This is a genomic window from Kitasatospora sp. NPDC051170, assembly GCF_044455705.1.
GTDB lineage: Bacteria > Actinomycetota > Actinomycetes > Streptomycetales > Streptomycetaceae > Kitasatospora.
In genome coordinates this window covers 820,823-839,344 of sequence record NZ_JBITFA010000001.1, presented here as the reverse complement: position 1 = coordinate 839,344, position 18,522 = coordinate 820,823, and the positions used below count along the sequence as shown (strand labels likewise).

General features: G+C 72.8%; 17 protein-coding genes. 10 read left to right on the top strand and 7 right to left on the bottom strand.

The window, feature by feature from the left end:
• Positions 1 to 138: 138 nt before the first annotated feature.
• Positions 139 to 1,014 (top strand): hypothetical protein, encoded by an 876-nt coding sequence (locus tag ACIBCA_RS03735; protein ID WP_396281160.1) that lies wholly within the window; start codon positions 139 to 141, stop codon positions 1,012 to 1,014.
• A gap of 9 nt (positions 1,015 to 1,023) precedes the next feature.
• Here the strand turns inward: ACIBCA_RS03735 and ACIBCA_RS03730 are convergent, their stop codons facing one another.
• From ACIBCA_RS03730 to ACIBCA_RS03715, 4 genes are all read right to left on the bottom strand, one after another.
• On the bottom strand, positions 1,024 to 2,394 hold the full coding sequence (locus ACIBCA_RS03730) for an MFS transporter (RefSeq protein WP_396281159.1): 1,371 nt from the start codon (positions 2,392 to 2,394) through the stop codon (positions 1,024 to 1,026).
• A gap of 77 nt (positions 2,395 to 2,471) precedes the next feature.
• Entirely contained in the window at positions 2,472 to 2,828 is a 357-nt protein-coding gene (locus ACIBCA_RS03725) for an ArsR/SmtB family transcription factor (protein WP_396281158.1), read from the bottom strand.
• A gap of 45 nt (positions 2,829 to 2,873) precedes the next feature.
• Complete coding sequence (locus ACIBCA_RS03720; protein ID WP_396281157.1) at positions 2,874 to 3,752, bottom strand: DUF3592 domain-containing protein; 879 nt, start codon at positions 3,750 to 3,752, stop codon at positions 2,874 to 2,876.
• Between the two features lie 95 nt (positions 3,753 to 3,847).
• Positions 3,848 to 4,213, bottom strand: a complete 366-nt coding sequence (locus ACIBCA_RS03715) for a hypothetical protein (protein WP_396281156.1) — start codon at positions 4,211 to 4,213, stop codon at positions 3,848 to 3,850.
• 247 nt (positions 4,214 to 4,460) lie between these two features.
• On the opposite strand from ACIBCA_RS03715, the gene ACIBCA_RS03710 reads away from it, so the two are divergent.
• Positions 4,461 to 4,838: a hypothetical protein gene (locus ACIBCA_RS03710; RefSeq protein WP_396281155.1), complete on the top strand. Its 378-nt coding sequence runs from the start codon at positions 4,461 to 4,463 to the stop codon at positions 4,836 to 4,838.
• 141 nt (positions 4,839 to 4,979) lie between these two features.
• Positions 4,980 to 5,474, top strand: coding sequence for a carboxymuconolactone decarboxylase family protein (locus tag ACIBCA_RS03705; protein ID WP_396281154.1), 495 nt, complete (start codon positions 4,980 to 4,982; stop codon positions 5,472 to 5,474).
• A gap of 91 nt (positions 5,475 to 5,565) precedes the next feature.
• Here the strand turns inward: ACIBCA_RS03705 and ACIBCA_RS03700 are convergent, their stop codons facing one another.
• Complete coding sequence (locus tag ACIBCA_RS03700) at positions 5,566 to 6,423, bottom strand: thermonuclease family protein (protein WP_396281153.1); 858 nt, start codon at positions 6,421 to 6,423, stop codon at positions 5,566 to 5,568.
• Positions 6,424 to 6,549: 126 nt separating this feature from the next.
• A complete protein-coding gene (locus tag ACIBCA_RS03695) occupies positions 6,550 to 7,065 on the bottom strand; it encodes a MarR family winged helix-turn-helix transcriptional regulator (RefSeq protein ID WP_396281152.1) in 516 nt (171 codons plus the stop codon).
• Positions 7,066 to 7,126: 61 nt separating this feature from the next.
• Between ACIBCA_RS03695 and ACIBCA_RS03690 the strand changes: the two genes are divergently transcribed.
• Entirely contained in the window at positions 7,127 to 8,230 is a 1,104-nt protein-coding gene (locus ACIBCA_RS03690) for an FAD-dependent oxidoreductase (RefSeq protein ID WP_396281151.1), read from the top strand.
• Positions 8,231 to 8,232: 2 nt separating this feature from the next.
• Here ACIBCA_RS03690 and ACIBCA_RS03685 read toward each other — a convergent pair whose 3' ends face one another.
• The gene (locus ACIBCA_RS03685) at positions 8,233 to 8,592 is read right to left on the bottom strand and encodes a hypothetical protein (protein ID WP_396281150.1); all 360 of its coding nucleotides are present in this window, start codon (positions 8,590 to 8,592) and stop codon (positions 8,233 to 8,235) included.
• A 346-nt stretch (positions 8,593 to 8,938) separates the two neighbouring features.
• Between ACIBCA_RS03685 and ACIBCA_RS03680 the strand changes: the two genes are divergently transcribed.
• The 6 genes from ACIBCA_RS03680 to ACIBCA_RS03655 all read left to right on the top strand — a co-directional run bounded on the left by ACIBCA_RS03680 (position 8,939) and on the right by ACIBCA_RS03655 (position 18,508).
• Positions 8,939 to 10,036 carry a sugar ABC transporter substrate-binding protein gene (locus tag ACIBCA_RS03680; RefSeq protein WP_396281149.1) on the top strand — a complete coding sequence of 366 codons (1,098 nt, stop codon included), beginning with the start codon at positions 8,939 to 8,941 and terminating at the stop codon, positions 10,034 to 10,036.
• Positions 10,037 to 10,201: 165 nt separating this feature from the next.
• Positions 10,202 to 10,981, top strand: a complete 780-nt coding sequence (locus tag ACIBCA_RS03675) for an ATP-binding cassette domain-containing protein (RefSeq protein WP_396281148.1) — start codon at positions 10,202 to 10,204, stop codon at positions 10,979 to 10,981.
• Positions 10,978 to 12,261 carry a sugar ABC transporter permease gene (locus ACIBCA_RS03670; protein ID WP_396281147.1) on the top strand — a complete coding sequence of 428 codons (1,284 nt, stop codon included), beginning with the start codon at positions 10,978 to 10,980 and terminating at the stop codon, positions 12,259 to 12,261. The genes ACIBCA_RS03675 and ACIBCA_RS03670 overlap by 4 nt, the downstream gene beginning before the upstream one ends.
• Before the next feature lie 55 nt (positions 12,262 to 12,316).
• On the top strand, positions 12,317 to 13,561 hold the full coding sequence (locus tag ACIBCA_RS03665) for an ROK family protein (RefSeq protein ID WP_396281146.1): 1,245 nt from the start codon (positions 12,317 to 12,319) through the stop codon (positions 13,559 to 13,561).
• Positions 13,562 to 13,775: 214 nt separating this feature from the next.
• Entirely contained in the window at positions 13,776 to 15,344 is a 1,569-nt protein-coding gene (locus ACIBCA_RS03660) for an alpha-L-arabinofuranosidase B (protein ID WP_396281145.1), read from the top strand.
• Positions 15,345 to 15,763: 419 nt separating this feature from the next.
• Positions 15,764 to 18,508 (top strand): beta-L-arabinofuranosidase domain-containing protein, encoded by a 2,745-nt coding sequence (locus tag ACIBCA_RS03655; RefSeq protein WP_396281144.1) that lies wholly within the window; start codon positions 15,764 to 15,766, stop codon positions 18,506 to 18,508.
• The last annotated feature ends 14 nt before the right edge of the window (positions 18,509 to 18,522 follow it).

Below are 18,522 nucleotides of genomic sequence, written 5' to 3'. Positions count from 1 at the left end.
GAGATCTCACCGCACATCGCTCGCCGCCGCGCCCGCATCCATCGGCGTGGGGACCAGGACGAGGCCGGCGGTGCGCAGGTCTCCTCACGCTTCTCGCCGCCGCCGACGACTGACAGGGGGACGGTGTTGACTGGCCCGATGTCATCAACGTCAGAGCAACCGGAGCAGTCGCCCACCGGCCTCGTCGTGATGGTCCGCGAGCACGTGGACGGCCACCGTCGGGAGCGGCCGACGGTCCTCCGGCTCCCCGAGGACACGGACCCGGACGCGCTGGCCGGGCTCAGGGCCGCGCTCGGGCAGTGGGCGGGCCGGCCCCGCAGTCTGGCCGTGGACGGCTTCGTCGACCCGACCGTGACGGAGGCTCGGGGCCGCGCGCTGCTGGAGCCGTTCACCGACGAGCTGGTGGAGCTGGCCGCCTGGGGATACCGGGCCCACTGGATCGGCCTGGGCCGGATCGTCGGCGGCAGCGGAGTCGTGGTCATCGCGGACCGCCCCGACCCCGCGTGGGCCGGGCTGCCCGAGGAGAGCTCCTGGACCGAGAGGCTGTGCGCCCTCACCGGCTGGCGGCCGAGCGGCCGTCCCGGCGTCGACTGGCAGGCGGTGGAGGCCGAACTGGGCACCGCGCTGCCCGACGACTACAAGGAGATCGTCGACGTGTTCGGCCCGGGCGGCTTCGACGGATACGTCGACCTTCTCGTCCCGCACACGGGCCTGGACCTCATCGCGTGGTCGAGGAACAGCGCCGACCAGTTCGATCCGCTCCCGGCGTTCCCGGCGCCGAACGGGCTGCTCCAGTGGGGCAGTTCGGAGCAGGAGGTCGAGTTCGCCTGGCAGACGGGCGGGGAGGACCCGTCCGCCTGGCCCGTGCTCGTTCGCGAGGACCACAGCACGGGCTGGCGGCGGTTCGACTGCGGCCTGGGCGAGTTCCTCGTCCGCGCGCTCACCGAGGTCGGCTTCGGCTTCCCGCCGAGCCACCTGGTGGACGGCCACACCTTCGAAAGCTGCGACGGCTGAGGGTCCGACTCAAGCCGGGGTGTGGGTGCGGACGGGCCGGGGCCAGCTGTGGTGGTGCTGGTCGATGACGTAGTGGTGGTCGTGGCGCCAGGCGCCACGGGCGGCGGCGGGGTGGGCGCCGGCGAGGTGGGGGTGGCCGGCGGGCAGGTCGGTGTGGGTGTGGCCGAGGGTCGAGGGGTCGCGGGGCGGCCAGAGGGCGGCCGCCGCGCCGGCTGCGCCCAGCGCGACGGCGCCGAGGACGGCGGCGGTGGCGGGCAGTCCGGCTCCGGCGGCGAGCCAGCCGGCGAGGGGGTAGGTGAGCAGCCAGCAGCTGTGGGAGAGGGAGAACTGGGCGGCGAAGGCGGCGGGCAGGTCGGGGTCGCCGGCCGAGCGGCGGATGACCCGTCCGCCGGGGGTGAGGACGGCGGAGCTCGCGGCGCCGACCAGGGCCCAGGCGGCGAGCAGGGCGAGCCACGTGCCGGTGCCGGCGGAGGCGGCGGTGATCGCCGTGACGGCGGCCAGGACGCCGGGCAGGGCGAAGGCCGCCGCCAGCATCACCGCGCGGTCGCCGACCCGGCGCAGCAGCCGGGGGAGGGCGAGCGCGGCGAGCATCGAGCCGACGCCGTACGCGCCGAGGGCGAGCGAGACCGCCCCGGCGGGCCGGTGGAAGTGGTCGCGGACGACGTTGACGGTGTCGACGAAGACGATCGCGCCCGCCGCCGCGACCGCGAGGTCCAGGGCGAGCAGCGCCCGTAGGCGTGGCGTCGCCCAGAAGAGCCGTGAGCCGAACGCCGCCTTGGCGTAGATCCCGCCGGCGCGCTCGACGGGCGCGGGCTTGGGCAGGACGGCGGAGACGACGAGTGCGGCCGAGGCGAGGAACCCGACCGCCGTCCCGGCGAACAGCCAGTTGAACGAGACCACCGACAGCAGGACGGCCGCGAGCGCCGGGCTGAACAGCGACTCGAGGTCGTAGGCGAGCCGGGACATCGACAGGGCGTCGGTGTAGTCGCGCTCGGCGGGCAGCACGTCCGGGATGGTGGCCTGGAAGGTCGGGGTGAAGGCGGCGGAGGCGGCCTGCAGCAGGAAGATCAGGACGTAGACCTGCCACACCCGGTCGACGAACGGCAGGGCGAGCGCGACCCCGGCGCGGGTGAGGTCCATGGCCACCATCAGCGACCGCCGGGGTATCCGCCCGGCGAGCGCGCCCGCGACGGGGGCGACGGCCACGTAGGCGACCATCTTGATCGCGAGCGCGGTGCCGAGCACGGCCGAGGCGTCGGCTCCCGCGATCCGGTACGCCAGCAGCGAGAGCGCCACGGTGGCCAGCCCGGTGCCGACGAGGGCGACGACCTGGGCCGTGAACAGATGGCGGTAGGCGCGGTTGCGCAGCACGCTCAGCATGGAGCCATGATAGTCAACACGTGCATACGTGTGCACCTATCGGGCGAACGGCCCGCACCTCCGAGGGGCGCCGGCGCTCAGTCGTGCGGCGGCAGGTGCGCGATCTGGTGGTCGGCGACGTTCAGCGCCTCGTCGACGAGCCGCCGCAGGTGCCCGTGCCGCAGCGAGTAGACCACCCGCCGCCCGTCCTTGCGCGTGGCGACCAGCCCGGCGAGCCGCAGCTTGGCCAGGTGCTGGCTGACGGAGGGCCGCGCCGCGCCGCTGACCTCCGTCAGCGTCGTCACGTCCGCCTCGCCCCGCCCGAGCCGCTCCAGCAGCACGAGCCGCGTGCGGTCGGCCAGCAGGGCCAGCACGGACACGGCGGCGTCCAGCCTCGCCTCGCCCCGCTGCTGCGAGCGATGTGCATCTGCTGGGTCGGTGCGGCCGGTACTCATGCGGTCATCGTAGGGGTGAGTGTGCTCAGGTGCGTACACGTGGCCTCATTCGGCCAGGAGGTGGGCCTTCGCCTGTTCGAACTCCGCGGCGTCCAGGGCGCCTTCGCGGCGCAGGGCGGCGAGGCGGTCCAGCTCGTCGGTGAGGGAGGGCCGGGCGTCCTGGGGCGGCCCGGCCCGGCGGGCGGGATCGGGGGGCAGGAGGGCGCCGGCCTGGGCGGTGCCGGGGGAGCGGGGGTCGTAGCGGACGGCCATGCGGTCGCCGATGCGGGGGGCGGCGTGGACCGGGTGGTCGCCGGTGTGGGTGAAGTGGTGCTCGACGCCGTCACCGGCGGTGAATCGGAGGGTGATCCGCAGGTCGAGGGCGCCCTCGTGGGTCTCGCTGACGGCCTCGACCTCGGTGACGGTGCCGAAGGTGCTCAGCCCGTGCTCCGCCAGCCGGCGGGCGACGGCGAGCCCCGCGAGGTACGCCTTCTGGTGCTCCCGCAGCCGCCGCTCGCCCCGGACGGCCGCGAAGGCGGTCAGCGGGGCCAGCAGTCCGAGGGGGATGAGCGTCGGCAGGTTGGCCTGGCGCTCGCCGAGGACGGCGCCGACCAGGGCGAGCACGAAGGTGGCGCAGAGCGTCGCGGGGATCGGCAGGCGGTCCGGCGCCTTTTCGTCGGTGATCACCGTGGCGACGGCCGCCCCCGTGCCGATCGCCCAGACCGCCGCCCCGCCCATCCAGAAGGCCAGAGTGGTCAGCCCGCCGTGGCACGCCTGGGACGGCGCGCACACGGCCGGGCCGATGAAACTGACGAACCCGGCCTGGAACAGCCGCCCGCCGATCAGGCACAGGGCCGCGCAGAGCGCGAGGCCGAAGATCCGACCCCCGCTCAGGCGCGGCCCATCGTAGGCGGACTGGGTGTCGGAGGTGGGAGGCTGCGTCATGGCCGGATGCTAGACCGGGGCCTCGTCGCACACCTCCCTCCCGGGTGTCCGGAGGGCGGAGGAGGGGTGAATCAAAGCCCAACTCCTGTGCGGGATCAGGCGTTTGCGATCCGATCCTCGATCTCGTCGAGGATCGGCCGGTACGCCCCCTCCGCCCTGCGCATCAGGGCCTCGCACTCGGCGAACAGCCGCCGGGAGCGGGCCCTGCGGTGGGGCAGCATCCCGTAGCGCCACAGCCGCACCGAGCGCATGTCCACCATGAACCCGGCCTTGCAGCGCACGCCGTGCGCGTACCGGACGGTCTCCTCCGCCTCGCTCAGCAGGCTCTGGTACGCGTCGTGGCCCACCTTCCACCGCGCGGCGTCGTCCTCGCCGCCGGCCACCTCGACGCCGCGCGCCGTCGGGCCGACGACGTCGTAGAGGGTGAATTCGAGCCCCTCGGGCACCTGGGCCCAGGACATGGCCCTCCACGGCCACGGGATCAGGGTGAACGTGCGCTGCTGTACGCGGATCAATCGGTCCCCCGGGGTCTCTACGCGTCGGGCGGTCGCCCGCGGCCAGCGTACCCGAGTCACAGACGGCGTCCGGCGTCTCATATTCCGCTTGCGGCACGGGTGTTGACACCTGAATCTCCGGGGTCCGCATAATGTCGACTGGTCTGAACCACTGGCCAGATTGGTCGAGACCACAACGGGGAGGAAGACAGCCATGCGCCGTACGTTCCGACGGCTCGCCGCGCTCGCCGCAGTACCGCTGATCGCCCTGACCGGGGCCACCGCCGCCCAGGCCGCCTCGGGTTCGTCGCGGGTGGGCTACAGCGTGGTGGACTCCACGGGCACCTGCCAGATCAACGTGACCTTCTACCGGAACTCCAACAACGGGCTGTACTACGTGCAGTACGTCCTGAAGAACCTGGGCAACGGCACCCAGGGATGCGCGGCCGGCGCCTACGCGAGTGACGACGGCTACGTCGGCTACATCACCGGCGGCGCCTTCTCGACCAACGACGACGGCTCCCGCTGGGTGCAGCCCTACGTCCAGCGGGTCGGGGACTCCTCCACCACCCGCTGGGGCTACAACCGCTGACCCCCCGGGAACGCCCCCGCCGTCCGCGGCCACACGCGGAGGGCGGGGGCGACGGGCTCGAACGGCCTTGTTACCTTCCTCGGCTCCCCTCCGTCATGGGCGGTGAAAGCACGTGATGCCGAGCAGGAAGCAGACGACGAGATGACGACGGAAACGCGTTCGATCGCCCCGCGGATGACCCGGGACCCGCAGGAGCTGGTCCCCGAGCTGGCGGAGGTGTCGGCGGCGCTGTTCAAGGCCACCGGCAACCGCACGGTGCCCCGGACCACGATCAGCCTGGTCCAGCTGCGGGCCGGCCAGATCGTCGCCAACACCTACCTGACCGTCCTGCACACGGGATTCCTGCGCAAGGCCGGGGAGTCCGAGGAGCGGATCACCGCCGTGTCCTCCTGGCAGGACGCGCCCTACTTCACCGCCCCCGAGCGCGCCGCCCTCGCCCTGGTGGAGGGCGTGCTCCAGCCCTCCACGCACGGCGAGCGGGTCTCCGACGAGGTGTACGCCGAGGCGTCGCGCCAGTACGACGACAAGGCGCTCGCCACCCTGATGCTGGCCATCGGGCAGGTCAACTTCTTCATCGCCGTCGCGCTGATCGCCAAGCCCGTCCCCGGACGCTCCTTCACCGACCCCTGGGCGTGAGCCCGGCGGCCGCACTACTTCCGTAGTGCCACTACGGAAGTAGTGCGGCGCCTCCGGCGACGGGAAAGCGCCCCGTCACCCCGTCACCCCGTCACGACTCGTCGAAGACGAGGTCCTCGGGCGGGTTGGTCATTCGCAGGGTGTCGCCGTTGGTGACCTGGACGACGAGGTCGAGGCCCGTGGTGAAGTGGCTGGTCGACAGGATGGTGTACTTGTCGGCCCGCTGGGCGAGGTAGGCGGGGAAGCCGCTGATGTCGAAGCTGCCGAGCTGGAAGTAGTCGATCAGGCGGCGGAACAGCTTGGGCAGGATCACGGCGTCCTCGGTGACGGAGGTCAGCCCGGTGATCTTGACGCCGGTGGTGGTGACGTCCTGCGGCCACAGGCCGAGACCGGCCGTGCGGGCGGCGACGGCGACGGTGGTCAGCTCGTTGCGCAGGTCGGGGAAGAGGCTGCGGTAGAAGGTGGGGTAGGCCAGGCCCGTCTTGACCAGGTGGTGGTTGGCGGTGGTCTGGAGCAGGGGGACGTCCACGGTGACGTCGGTGCCGCTGGCGGCCGGGCCCTGGCCCGCGCCGACCAGGGCGATGCAGCGGCCGAACTGGTCGGCGTCGCGGGTCAGGATGAAGCCGGGGGCCGTCGCCGGGGTGGCGGCGGTGATGGTCTCGTGCGCGTCGCGCTGGATGCCGCTGAAGCCGAGGAACGCGAGCAGCTCGTCGGCGGCGGCGTGGCCGGGGACGAGCTGCTGGTGGTCGCGGTTGGGCCCGTAGTGGGTCTCGGTGGCGTCGATGGCGTCCAGCCGCAGCTGGGTGCGGCCCTGGCCGTTGTGGTGGACGGTGTTGGTGCCGTGCAGCAGGTTCCAGTCGTTGGGATTGTCGGGCGTGAAGTGGATCGAGTCGCCGTCCGGCTGGGCGCCGATCACCTGGAACGAACCCTGGATCAACAGCATGGACATGGTGGCCTCCGTGGAGTGAGGGGCGGGCGACGCCGGCTCGACCGGCATCTGCCGGGAGCCGCGAGGCGTCGTCGTCGCACACGTCATCATCGACACGGGTCGGCGCGGTCGGCCGGGCGTATGCGCCTATTCGGATTCAGCGGCGAGGCCCCGAGGGCTGCGGTCCTGGCCGACGAAGCGGGTCAGGAGCTCGTGCAGCCGGTGCTGCTCCCCGGTGCCGAGGACCTCCAGCAGCTCCAGCATCGCGCCGCTGAACAGCTCGCCCGCCTCCCGGAGCCGCTGCTCGCCCTCCCCGGTGATCGCGACCTCGTACACCCGGCGGTCGTTCGGCGCCCGGCGCCGCTGGACCAGGCCCCGGCCCTCCAGGTCGTCCACGATCCGCACCAGGGTCGACTTGTCGATGCCGAGCGCCGCCCCCAGCTCGCGCTGGCTGCGGGCGCGGCCCTCCCGGAGCGCGGACAGCACCCCGGCGTGCTGAAGCTCGAGGCCCGTCGGGCGGGCCGCCTGGTTGGCCTTCGCGCGGGCGAGCCGGTGGGCGCGGTACAGCAGCAGTCCGAGGGCGGCGGGATCGATCGGATCGGCCGGAGCGGCCGGAGCGACCGGATCGGCCGGAGCGACCTGTCGGGCTTCTTGAGCTTCCATGGGGGCGATGCTAGCGTCCGAGACGGTCTCACATGAGATGATCTCACCCTGGGGTTGCGTCATGCGTGTTCTCGTCATCGGCGCCGGCCTGGCCGGCCCCTGCCTCGCCCACGCCCTGCTCCGGCACGGCCACGACGTACAGCTCCTCGAACGGGACGCCGCCGTCGACGCCCGCGCACAGGGTTACCGGATCCACATCAACGCCGACGGGGACGCGGCGCTGCGCCGGTGGCTGCCCCCGGCGGACTACGAACTGGCCCACGCCACCTCCTGCCTGACCACACGCGGCGTCGCGTTCGCCGGGCCGGACCTGCGGGAGTTCCGCGAGATCGAGATTCCCCCCGAGGCCGCCGGCCTCACCGCCGACCGGCTCACCCTGCGCCGGATCATGCTGCGCGGTCTGACGGGCTCGGTCCGCTTCGGCGCCGCCTTCTCCCGCTACGAGCTGCTCGAGGACGCCACCGTACGCGTCCACCTCGCCGACGGCTCCACCGCCGAGGGCGACCTGCTGGTCGCCACGGACGGCGCCAACTCCGGCGTCCGGCGCCAACTGCTGCCCGGCTTCCGGGTGTCCGTACACGGCACCCGGCTGATCTACGGCCGCACACCGCTCACCGCCCACGTACGGGCGCTGACCCCGGAACCGGCGCTCGGCGGCTTCCTGGGCGTCCTCGGCCCGGACGGCCGCCAACTCGCCCTGGCCGCCCAGCGGTTCCGGCGCAGCCCGGCCGAGTTCGGCCTGCCGCAGGCCCAGGACTACGTGATGTGGAGCGTGGCCGGCGCCTTCGGCCCCGAACTCTTCGACCTGGGCCCGGCCGACCAGCTGACCCTGGCCGCCGACGGCATCGCGGACTGGCACCCGTCGCTGAGCGCACTGGTCCGCCTGGGCGACCTCCGCTACGTCGTGCCCGCGACCATCCAGAGCTCCGAACGCCCCGGCCCGTGGCCGCCCGTCCCGGTCACCCTGGTCGGCGACGCGGCGCACCCGATGCCCCCGGCCGGGATCAGCGCGGGAACCGCCCTCCACGACGCGGGGCTGCTCGCCGCCCACCTCGTCTCGGGCGCGCCCCTGCCGGAGGCCCTCCGCTCCTACGAGCGGGAGATGCTCGACCACGGCTTCGCCGCCGTGGCCGCCTCCGGCCGAAGCCACCCGGCGCAGCCGTAGCCTCAGCCCGCCGGGCGGGAGGGCGCGCTGCCGGGGCGGTGCTGGAGGTCGACCGGGTTCTCGCCGTTGTTCGGCGGGAGAGTCGGCGTGGTGGCGGGTCGCGGTGCGGTGCTGCCGGGGGTGCGGAGGCCCGCCGGGGCGGAGCCCTGGGTCGACGGCGCGCTGGGGGCGATGGCGCCGGGGTTCTGGGGTGCGGTCGGCGTCGCTGCGGTGGCGGTGGTGGTGGCGGCGGCGGTGGCGGGCGGGCTGCTCGGCACGGTCGCACCCACCGGCGCGGGCGCCGGGGAGGCGGCCGAGCCGCAGGCGGCGGCGGTCAGGGCGAGCAGCAGCACGGCGGCCGAGGTGGCGAGGGATGTCTTCACGGTTCGGGCGTCTCCGGTCTCGTACGGGTCCGGGGTTGGACGACAGCGACGCCGCGCCGGTTCCGGAACGAAGCCGCCCGGCAAGGGGCGCGGCGAACAGGCCCCCGGAGCGTCGGTTCTGACGCGGTGTCGTGGCGGCCGGGTTCCGGTGACTCGATCGTTACGTTCAAGGGTCGACGCGAGGGGTTGGCGGGACTCATCCGCAGTCGTATGTTGTCGCAGGCAACAAACAGGCAACAAACAGGGCCGGCCGCTTCCCCCGTTTCGGGCCCGTGCCCTTCCGCACCCCTTTCCCCGGTCACGCACGTCCGGCGCCGCCCGGACACGACTCGAAAGGACCCTGCCCATGCGCAAGGGACTCCTGTTCGCCACCGCCGCCGTGTCGGCGGCCCTGCTCTCCACCGTCACCGCCTGCGGATCCTCCGGCTCCGACAGCGGCTCGGGAAGCACCGCCAAGAAGCCGAAGATCGGCGTGATCCTGCCGGACAGCAAGTCGTCCGTGCGCTGGGAGACCGCCGACCGGTCGTACCTCTCGGCCGCCTTCAAGGCCGCGGGTGTCGACTTCGACATCCAGAACGCCGAGGGCGACAAGCAGGGCTTCCAGACCATCGCCGACCAGATGATCACCAACGGGGTGAACGTGCTGGTCATCGTCAACCTCGACAGCGGGACCGGCAAGGCCGTCCTCGACAAGGCCAAGGCCCAGGGCGTGGCCACCATCGACTACGACCGGCTCACCCTCGGCGGCTCCGCCCAGTACTACGTCAGCTTCGACAACACCCAGGTCGGCAAGCTCCAGGGCGAGGGCCTGACGAAGTGCCTGACCGACATGGGCGCGAAGAACCCCGTGGTCGCCGAGCTCAACGGCTCCCCGACGGACAACAACGCCACGCTGTTCGCCAACGGCTACAACGGCGTCCTCGACCCGCTGTACGCCTCCGGGCAGCTCACCAAGGGCCCCAACCAGTCCGTGCCGGACTGGGACAACGCCCAGGCGCAGACCATCTTCGAGCAGATGTACACCAGCCAGCCGGCCATCGGCGGCGTGCTCGCGGCCAACGACGGCCTGGCCAACTCGGCCATCGCCGTGCTGCGCAAGAACCACCGCAACGGGCAGGTGCCGATCACCGGCCAGGACGCCACCGTCCAGGGCCTGCAGAACATCCTGGCGGGCGACCAGTGCATGACCGTCTACAAGGCCGTCAAGAAGGAGGCCGACGCGGCCGCGAAGCTCGCGGTCTCCCTGGCCGGTGGCAAGAAGGGCGAGACCAACGCCACCGTCAACGACCCGACGGGCAAGCGCGACGTCCCGTCGGTGCTGCTCGCGCCCCAGTCCGTCTTCAAGGACAACATCCAGGACGTCGTCACCGACGGCTACGTCACCAGGGCGCAGCTGTGCACCGGCGAGTTCGACGCGCTGTGCACCAAGGCCGGCATCAAGTGAGGGCCGGGACCAAGTGAAGGCCGGCATCGACTGAAGCCGGGCCGCGGGTAGCGCGTGAGCGCTCGGTCGTCCCAGTGGGCCCCGGCCGCCGGAGGCACGAGGCCCACCCCCGTCACACCCCCAGGAGCCTCACCGATGACAGAGACACCGATGACAGACATACCGATGACAGAGACACCGATTCTCGAGCTGCGCGGGATCGACAAGAGCTTCGGCCCCGTCCAGGTCCTGCACGACGTCGCGTTCAGCGCCCACGCGGGGGAGGTCACGGCGCTCGTCGGCGACAACGGCGCGGGAAAGTCGACGCTGGTCAAGTGCATCGGCGGCATCCACCCCTTCGACGCGGGCGACTACCTCTTCGAGGGCCGTCCCGTCCAGGTGCACAGCCCGCGCGAGGCCGCCGCGCTCGGCGTGGAGATCGTCTACCAGGACCTCGCGCTCTGCGACAACCTCGACATCGTCCAGAACATGTTCCTGGGCCGGGAGAAGCGCCGCGGCCTGGTCCTGGACGACGCGACGATGGAGGAGATGGCCGCCGCGACCCTGAGGGGGCTGTCGGTGCGCACGGTCAAGTCCCTCCGGCAGAAGGTCTCCAGCCTCTCCGGCGGCCAGCGCCAGACCGTCGCCATCGCCAAGGCGGTGCTGTGGAACAGCAAGCTGGTGGTCCTCGACGAACCGACCGCCGCCCTGGGCGTCGCGCAGACCGCCCAGGTCCTGGAGCTCGTGCGCCGGCTGGCCGACAACGGGCTGGCCGTGGTGCTCATCTCGCACAACATGAACGACGTCTTCGCGGTCTCCGACCGGATCGCCGCGCTCTACCTCGGGCGGATGGCCGCCCAGGTCAGGGCGTCCGACGTGACGCACGCCCAGATCGTCGAACTGATCACCTCGGGTCGCAGCGGCGACCTGGGCCCGCAGACCACCCCCAAGGGAGCCGCCGCATGACCGCCGCCCTCGCCCCGCAGAAACCCGAGCGGCCGGACCGCCCGGCCGGCTCCGACACCGCGGACGGCCGGCCCCCGGCGGCCGGCCTGGCCGCCCTCGGCCGGGGGTACCTGGACCAGGTGCGCGGGGGCGAACTCGGCGCCCTGCCCGCCGTGGCCGGCCTGGTCGTACTGTGCGTGTTCTTCGCCGTGCTGCGGCCGGTCTTCCTGTCCAACCTCAACTTCGCCAACCTGCTCACCCAGAGCGCGGGCAGCATCGCCATCGCCATGGGGCTGGTCTTCGTCCTGCTGCTCGGCGAGATCGACCTGTCGGCGGGGTACGCCAGCGGGGTCTGCGCCGCCGTGCTGGCCATCCTGCTGACGGACCACGGCTGGCCCTGGTACGCCGCGGTGACGGCCGCGATGCTGACCGGCGCGGTCATCGGCCTGCTCATCGGCACACTGGTCGCCAAGGTCGGCATCCCCTCCTTCGTGGTGACGCTCGCCGCGTTCCTCGGCTTCCAGGGCGTCGTGCTGATGCTGCTGAAGGAGGGCACCAACGTCTCCATCAAGGACCCGACCATCCTGGCCGTCGCCAACGACAACCTCAGCCCCCTCCTCGGCTGGATCCTGCTGGCCGGCTGCGTCGCCGCCTACGCCGCCGTGCAGCTGCGCCGCAGCCGCGACCGGAGCGGCCGGGGCCTCGCCGGAACCCCCGTGGCACTGCTGGCCATCCGCACCGGAGCCGTCGTCGCGCTCGGCGGCGCGGCCGTCTACCTGCTCAACCAGGAGCGCAGCCGCAACGTCCTGGTCAACTCGCTCAAGGGCGTCCCGATCGTCGTGCCCGTGATCGGGGTCCTCCTCCTGATCGGGACCCTCACCCTGCAGCGCACCGGCTTCGGCCTGCACATCTACGCGGTGGGCGGCAGCCCCGAGGCCGCCCGCCGGGCCGGCATCAACGTCGCCTTCATCCGTACCGCCGCCTTCGTCATCTGCTCCTGCCTGGCCGCCGTCGGCGGCATCATCGCCGCCTCGCGGGGCAACTCGGTGGACCCCAACACCGGTGGCAGCAACGTCCTGCTGCTCGCCGTCGGCAGCGCCGTGATCGGCGGCACCAGCCTCTTCGGCGGCCGTGGCCGCGTGGTCGACGCCGTGCTCGGCGGACTGGTCGTCGCCGTGATCCAGAACGGCATGGGGCTGATGGGCTACAGCTCGGGGGTCAAGTACGCCGTCACGGGATCGGTGCTGCTGGTGGCCGCGGGAGTGGACGCCATGTCCCGCCGCCGCTCGGCCCTACGATGAGGGTCGCCGAGTCCAGCCGGACAGGCCCTGGCCCGACGATGAGGTTCCCCCCGCCATGAAAGCCGGTCCTTCCCAGGAAGAGGTCCGTCAGCAGAACCTGGGCGCGCTGCTGCGCCACGTCCACTACGACGGGGCCACCTCGCGGACCGAGCTGGCGACCAGGCTCGGCCTCAACCGCAGTACGATCCTGGGCCTGGTCGGCGATCTGGCGGCCGCGGGCCTGGTCCGCGAGGAACTGCCCCAGGAGACCCGCCGGGCCGGGCGGCCCTCACTGGTCGTCAGGCCGGAGTCCACCCGGGTGCACGTGCTGGCGGTCGACCTGGGCGTGGAGCGGCTGGCGGCGGCCCTGATCGGACTCGGCGGGGTGTTCCTGGACCGCCGCGAGTGCCCCTGGCCCTCCGGACACCCGCAGGACCCCGCCCAGGTGGCCGCCGTCCTCGCGGGATTCGCCCGCGAGATGCTGGACGGCGCCCCGGCCGGCAGCTCCTGCGTCGGCATCGCGGTGGCGGTGCGCGGCATCGTCCGCCACCCCGACGGGCTGGTCAGCCTCACCCCCAACATGGGCTGGCGGGACCTCGACTTCGCCGGCGCGTTCACCGAGCGGCTCCGCCAGGGCGTGCCGGGCCTGGACGTGCCGGGCCCGGACGTGCCGGTGCTGGTCGCGAACGACGCCAACCTCGGCGCCCTCGCCGAGCACCGCAGGGGCGTCGGCCGCGGCACCCGGAACCTGGTCTACCTCAACGGCGAGATCGGGATCGGCGCCGGAGTGATCGTCGAGGGCGAACTCCTGCGCGGCGCACGGGGGTACGCGGGCGAGATCGGCCACATGAACGTCAACCCGTACCGGGGACGGCCCTGCGGCTGCGGCGCCCACGGCTGTCTGGAGGCCGAGGCCGGCGAGCGCGCCCTCCTGGAGGCCGCCGGCCGGGACGCCACCGTGACCGGGGCCGAGGCGGTGCGGTCGGTGGTCGTCGCCGCCGACTACGGGGACGTCACCGCCCGCGAGGCGCTGCACCGCGTCGGCGACTGGCTCGGCATCGGCATCGCGAACCTGGTCAACGTGCTCGACCCCGACCTGGTCATCCTCGGCGGGACGCTCCGGGACGTCTTCCTCGGCTCCGCCGCCCAGGTGCGCAGCCGGATCAACACCAACGCCCTCGCCGCCGTACGGGAGCACCTGCGCCTGCGGGTCGGCGAACTCGGCGCCGACACCGTCCTGATCGGCGCCGCCGAGCTGGCGTTCACCGAGGTGCTGACCAACCCGCTGGAGACCCTGACCCGCTCCGCGCCGGTCACCTGAACCCGCCGCGCCGCCCGCCGCCGGAGCCTCGGCCACCAGCCCGGGAGCAGGAAACGCCGCCTGCACGGGCATTGACGCCCGCCGGATGTGAGCGATAACAATTTGCTGGCATGTGCAGAACCGAGGCGACTCCCGCGGCACCGCGCCGTGGGTCGCCCCGGCCGCCCTCGCATGCCGACACCGAGACTCCCCCACCCGGCGAAGGAGTTCGTTCATGACCGTACGACCGTGGATACGCCGCGTCAGGCGCGCGATCCTCGCGACCGGAACCACCGCCGTGCTCGCCGCCGGCCTGCTCACCGGCGCGGCCGTCCCCGCGCAGGCCGCCGCCCAGCGCCCGTGCGACCTCTACGCGGCGGGCGGCACGCCCTGTGTCGCCGCGCACAGCACCACCCGCGCGCTGTACGGCGGGTACAACGGCCCGCTCTACCAGGTGCGGCGTGCCTCCGACGGGGCGACGAAGGACATCGGCCCGCTGAGCACCGGCGGATACGCCGACGCCCAGGCCCAGGACACCTTCTGCGCCGCCACCAGCTGCGCCATCACCGTCCTCTACGACCAGTCCGGCCGGGGCAACAGCCTCACGCAGGGGCTCAAGGGCGGCGGCTGGCCCGGACCGGCCGCGGGCGGGAACGACAACCTGGCCAACGCCTTCGAGGCCCCGGTCACCGTCGCCGGCCACCGCGCCTACGGCGTCTACATCGCCCCCGGCACCGGCTACCGGAACAACCACACCAACGGCATCGCCGTCGGCGACCAGCCGGAGGGCATGTACGCCGTCTTCGACGGCACCCACGCCAACGACGGCTGCTGCTTCGACTACGGCAACGCCGAGACCAGCGGCGCCGACACCGGCGACGGCCACATGGAGGCCATCTACTTCGGCACCAACACGGGCTGGGGCCGGGGCAGCGGCAACGGCCCCTGGGTGATGGCGGACCTGGAGAACGGCCTGTTCTCCGGCGTCAACCGCGGCCTCAACACGGGCGACCCCAGCATCAACGACCGCTTCGTGACCGCCATCGTCAAGGGCGAGCCCGACCGGTGGGCCATCCGCGCCGGCAACGCCCAGGCCGGCGGCCTGCTCACCGGCTACAGCGGACCGCGCCCCGGCGGCTCCGGCTACCACCCGATGCACAAGGAGGGCGCGATCATCCTCGGCATCGGCGGCGACAACAGCAACGCCTCCGCCGGCACCTTCTACGAAGGCGTCATGACCTCCGGGTACCCGAGCGACGCCACCGAGAACGCCGTCCAGGCCGACATCACCGCCGCGGGATACAGCAGCGCCCCGACCGGCAGCGGCTCGCTGACGCCCGGCTCGGCCGTCTCCCTCCGGGCCACCACGGCGTGCTGCACCTCCGACTACCTCCGCCACGACGACACCGACACCAAGGTCGTCATCTCCGCCGTCGGCTCCTCCGGCCCGGCCACCGACAAGGCCGCCGCCGGCTGGATCGTCCGAGCCGGTCTGGCGAACAGCTCCTGCCTGTCCTTCGAGTCCGCCGACCGTCCCGGGCAGTTCCTGCGCCACTACGGGTTCGAGCTCTACCTGAACGCCGACGACGGCGGCGGCAACTTCGCCCAGGACGCCACCTTCTGCGCGACCCCGGGCAACAGCGGGACCGGGGCGTCCTTCCGGTCCGTGAACTACCCGACGAAGTACCTGCGGCACTACGACTACACCGCCTACGTGGCCGGTAACGGCGGCTCCAACGCCTGGGACAGTGCGTCCAGTTGGGCCGACGACACCACCTGGGTGGTCGGCCGGCCCCTGGCCTGAGCCACCGTCGCCCTGGTGCCCGGCGGACTCGCCGGGCACCAGGGCTGTGGTCAACTGCGCGGGCTCCACTGCTGGTTGCCCGCGCCGGAGCAGGCCCAGAGCTGGAGCTCGGTTCGTCGCCGCCGTCTCGTCCGTGCTCAGCGTGTCCGTGCTCCACAGCCCCGTATCGGATCGTCGTCGACGCCAACACCGGTGCGGTCTGTACTCGCCCAACCACTACACGGACTTCTACCAGCTGTGAGCATGGCGCCGACCGCCCCGCCCGCGCCCGCTCCTCGACGGAGTCGGTGCGGGCGGGGCGGTCGCACATCTGGACAGTGGCAACGCGCAGGGGCAGTGTTAGCGCTAACAAACCTCCTGCCAGAGAACCACGAACCGATTTCCTCCGCCCCCACCCCGGAAGGAACAGGTCACTCGCGATGCCGCATTCCCCCCTGAGCCGCCGCAACGTCCTCAAGGCGACCGGCGCTCTGGCCCTCACCCCGGCCCTCACCCCGGCCGTCGGCCTCGGCCTCGCCCCGACGGCCGCCGAGGCGGCCACCGCCGGAGCCACGGCCTCGCCCTTCGACCTCGGCCAAGTCCGGCTCACCGCCGGCCGCTGGCTCGACAACCAGAACCGCACCCTGGCGTACCTGCGCTTCGTCGACGTCGACCGCCTGCTGTACAACTTCCGCGCGAACCACCGCCTCTCCACCAACGCCGCTGCCGCCGACGGCGGTTGGGACGCCCCGACGTTCCCGTTCCGCACCCACGTGCAGGGGCACTTCCTCAGCGCCTGGGCCCAGGCGTACGCGGGCACGGGCGACACCACCTGCCGCGACAAGGCCGCCACCATGGTGGCCGAGCTCGCGAAGTGCCAGGCCAACAACGCGGCCGCCGGGTTCACCCCCGGATACCTCTCGGGCTTCCCCGAGGCGGACTTCGCCCGGCTGGAGTCCGGGTCGCTCAACAACGGCAACGTGCCGTACTACTGCGTCCACAAGACCATGGCCGGCCTGCTCGACGTGTGGCGCCTCCTCGGCAGCACCGAGGCGCGGGACGTCCTGCTGGCGCTGGCCGGCTGGGTCGACCGGCGCACCGGCGCGCTCAGCCGGAACCAGATGCAGGCGCTCATGGGGACGGAGTTCGGCGGCATGAACGCCGTCCTGGCCGATCTCCACCTGCGGACCGGGGACACGCGCTGGCTCACCGTGGCCCAACGCTTCGACCACGCCGCCGTGTTCGACCCGCTGGCCGCCGGCCAGGACCAGCTGAACGGCCTGCACGCCAACACCCAGGTCCCCAAGTGGATCGGCGCCGTCGGCGAGTACCGGGCCACCGGAACGGCCCGCTACCACGACATCGCCGCCAACGCGTGGACGATCTGCACCGGCGCGCACTCCTACGCCATCGGCGGGAACAGCCAGGCCGAGCACTTCCGCCCTCCGGGCGCCATCGCCGCCTACCTGACGAACGACACCTGCGAGCTGTGCAACTCGTACAACATACTCAAACTCACCCGTGAGCTCTGGCAGTTGGAGCCCGACCGGGCCGCCTACTTCGACTTCTACGAGCGCACCCTGCTCAACCACGTCATCGGCGCCCAGAACCCCGCCGACCCGCACGGGCACGTCACCTACTTCACCCCGCTCAAGCCCGGCGGCCGCAGGGGCGTCGGCCCGGCCTGGGGCGGCGGCACCTGGAGCACCGACTACGACAGCTTCTGGTGCTGCCAGGGCACCGGCGTGGAGTCCAACACCAAGCTCGCGGACTCCGTCTACTTCCACGACGGCACCACCCTCATCGTCAACCTGTTCGTGCCCACCGTCCTCACCTGGGCCGACCGGGGCATCACCGTCACCCAGACCACCGCCTACCCGGCGGAGGACACCACCGCGATCCGGGTCACGGGCAGCGTCGCGGGCACCTGGTCGATGCGCGTGCGCATCCCCGCCTGGGCGTCCGGCGCCGCAGTGAGCGTCAACGGCGCGGTGCAGAACATCGCCACCACGCCGGGCACCTACGCCACCGTCACCCGCTCCTGGGCCTCGGGCGACACGGTGACCGTCACCCTGCCCATGCGCGCCGAGCTCCGGGCCGCCAACGACAACCCGGACGTCGCCGCCGTCACCTACGGTCCGGTCGTGCTGTGCGGCAACTACGGCAGTACGGACCTCGCCGCGCTCCCGGCGCTCGACCCGGCGTCGATCACCCGGACCGGCTCCTCCGGCCTCGCGTTCACGGCGACCGCCAACGGCTCCTCCGTCGGTCTCCTCCCGTTCCACGACGCGCAGGGCTTCAACTACACCGTCTACTGGAGCACGAAGAGCACCGGGAGCACCGGGAGCAGCGGGGGAGGCGGGTTCCGCCTGCTCAACGCGGGCAGCGGGCTGGTGCTCGGCGTCCGGGACATGTCCACGGCCGACGGCGCCCCCGCCCTCCAGTGGGGCGACAGCGGCACCGCCGACCACGACTGGGCGCTCGTGCCCGACGGCGCCGCCCTGCGCCTGCGCAACGCCAACAGCGGCAAGGTCCTGGGCGTGCAGAACATGTCCACCGCCGACGGCGCCCAGGTACTCCAGTGGTCGGACAGTGGTACGGCCGACCACCGGTGGTCCGTCGTCGAGGCGGCCGGCGGCGCGCACGGGCTGGTGAACGCCAACAGCGGCAAGCCGCTGGGCATCGCGGGCGGGTCCCTCGCCCAGGGCGCCTCGGCCGTGCAGGTCGCGGACACGAGCGCGCCGACCAGCCGGTGGTGGTTCGTGCCGACGGGCACGCGGCGCGTCCAGAACGTGGCCAGTGGCCTCCTGCTCGGCGTGCAGGGCATGTCGACGGCCGACGGCGCGGCCGTGATCCAGTGGGGCGACAACGGCACCGCCGACCACCTGTGGAGCGCGGTGGTCGACACCGGGGGATACCTGCGGTTCAGGAACGCCGACAGCGGCAAGGTCCTCGCCGTCGAGGGCGGCGGTACGGCGAACGGCGCCAGGATCGTCCAGTGGGCCGACGACGGAGGCGCCGACCACCGGTGGCGCCTGCGGCACGGGGGCGGCGACACCTTCCGCCTCCAGTCGGCCGTGAGCGGCCGGGTCCTGGGCGTCTCCGGGGCCTCGACCTCCGCCGGAGCCCAGGTCCTGCTGTGGGACGACAACGGTACGGGCGACCATCTCTGGCGCTTCCTCTGACCCTTCGGCCATTG